Source organism: Microcoleus sp. B3-A4 (assembly GCF_036705385.1).
Taxonomy (GTDB): domain Bacteria; phylum Cyanobacteriota; class Cyanobacteriia; order Cyanobacteriales; family Microcoleaceae; genus Microcoleus.
This window is the reverse complement of the sequence record NZ_JAUBUI010000204.1, coordinates 1-1868: the sequence shown is the minus strand read 5'-3', so window position 1 is coordinate 1868 and position 1868 is coordinate 1. Positions and strand designations below refer to the sequence as shown.

Sequence of the window (1868 nt, the reverse complement as noted above, 5' to 3'; positions counted from 1 at the left end):
TTTGTGTTTGTAAGGCAATGATCTATATATATATTGCCTTACAGATTTTTTTGAGTTCACTTTTTCAGTGCCATTGCCCCATAGTGGAGAGGAATCTAATGCAGCTCTTAACTGAGCCGAGCCAAAGCCTCCTTTGAGCTTGGCAATTTCTACAGTACGGTCAATTAAACGTTGGTCAAGGCCTTCTTTAATTAAGGCGCTTCTGAATCTTACTAAAGTGGCTTTACTGAATGGGGGTTTTTCGCTGTTCAGGCAATCCAGAACCAATTGCCACCGAAGATCCATGACTACCTCTTCAATCAATTCATCATTCGAAATACCCAGATAAGCTTGAAGAATAGTGGCCAAGGCCAATTGGGCTGGTGGGATGGGACAGTAGCCCACTGTGCTGTCTTTAAAAATTGTGCCAAGTTCTTCTTGAAACTCATCATTGAATATGGACAGACGGTTCAGGCGAAGAAAAGTAAAAAGCTTGGCTGTTTTGATGCGGTTAATAATTACCTGTTCTGAAGCTGATAGCTCTAGTGCCGGGTGCCACAAAGGAGGACGCATAGACTTTACACCGTAATGAGCGCTTGAATTTAATCGGGCCGTAAATTCCAGTGACGCATAGTTGAGTCGTTTTGTCAAGTCCGGGTACTGAACCGACGCCCTAGGAAGACCGCCAGCAAATGTGAGTAAATCAAAAAAGAGGCAAGCGTTGGAAGATGAAAGAATTCGCAATGCGATTGAGGGCAAGTTTGGGGCTTGCGTAAACGAAGATTCTGTCTGAATCGAGTGATGGCTAAACTCGATAATACATCTGGTACAGTTATTGCAATTACTTTTTTAGTTATGAACCTTGCTACCTGGTGGCGCCGGGTTTTTTGTGGGTTTTTATGTCTATTTGGAAAAAGAATGCCTGTTTTTGAGTTGAAGATAATCTACAATTATAATTGGGTGAAATCGCTACAGAAAAAACTTATATTTAACCAAGCTTGAATATATCGATCGCACCTGTTCTTGGCTGGCGATCAATTATTCAGCAAACCCTATTTAGTCAGCGCTGGACGCACTCCGGCAAAGAAACCGGGTTTTTTACCGAATCTACTGGCTGGAGTGCGTCTTTTCGTCCATCAAACCCGGTTTCTGGAGCCCAATGTGTGCAGGACTATAATCTCCGAAAAATATCTATAAAAAAACCAGCAAACATATCGTTTGCTGGATTTAGTAGGCAGGAAACTTGTAGCAAATACTGTTACTAAGCTCGGTCTACAATCTCTTTTGCTTTATCTTTGAGGTCTTCTTTCAGGTGAATTGCTGATGCTTGGTCTTGCTTGGCTTGACCTTCTAATTTATCTTTCTGATTGCCTGTAACTTCGCTAACAGCTTCTTGGATTTTGCCTTCAATATTCTTGGCTGTTGCTTCGACTCTATTTTCAATGCTCATAATTTTATATTCTAACTCTACAACTACTAATATATGAATTTTAAATTTGAGTCTGTATCCCTCTTTAGATAGATTTGTTATTTCCTTTATTTCTAAGTTAAAGGTTCCATTGGAATTTCCACAAGTTTATTTCTGGAGGAAAAACCGGATTTAATGCCGAGCGCAGATTTCGGCACTTTAAAGTTTTTCGCTAACAGGATGATTAATTCTTGATTGGCTTTACCATCGACTGGCGGCGACTTGAGATGTATTGTGAGGCTACCGTCTGGTTGTTCTGCGATGCTTTGCTGTTGGGAATTACAGCAAATTCCATGTAAATGTGGTACAATACATTCACTACATCAGCAGAAAAAATGAAAGCTTATAGCAATCCTAAATGATTTTCTATATCGAGAGCAATCCTAAATGATTTTCTGTGTGTAAGTATATTGACGTATTT

3 protein-coding genes and 1 pseudogene are annotated in these 1868 nt (G+C 40.1%); 1 reads left to right on the top strand and 3 read right to left on the bottom strand.

Translation table 11 applies throughout. The features are described from left to right. Window positions 1-552: transposase (locus QUB33_RS29355; RefSeq protein WP_333358178.1), on the bottom strand; the 552-nt coding region annotated here is incomplete at its 3' end. A 100-nt stretch (window positions 553-652) separates the two neighbouring features. Here QUB33_RS29355 and QUB33_RS29350 point away from each other — a divergent pair. Continuing rightward, window positions 653-981 (top strand): annotated as a pseudogene (locus QUB33_RS29350) (transposase); the annotation flags it as partial. 259 nt (window positions 982-1240) lie between these two features. Here the strand turns inward: QUB33_RS29350 and QUB33_RS29345 are convergent. Next, window positions 1241-1429 carry a CsbD family protein gene (locus QUB33_RS29345; protein ID WP_333048102.1) on the bottom strand — a complete coding sequence of 63 codons (189 nt, stop codon included), beginning with the start codon at window positions 1427-1429 and terminating at the stop codon, window positions 1241-1243. Window positions 1430-1521: 92 nt separating this feature from the next. Continuing rightward, the gene (locus QUB33_RS29340; RefSeq protein WP_333358182.1) at window positions 1522-1758 is read right to left on the bottom strand and encodes a DUF167 domain-containing protein; all 237 of its coding nucleotides are present in this window, start codon (window positions 1756-1758) and stop codon (window positions 1522-1524) included. Between the last annotated feature and the right edge of the window lie 110 nt (window positions 1759-1868).

Excerpts from the sequence above, each read along its gene's own strand:
- QUB33_RS29345 (WP_333048102.1), bottom strand. The coding sequence starts at position 1,429 with ATGAGCATTGAAAATAGAGTCGAAGCAACAGCCAAGAATATTGAAGGC.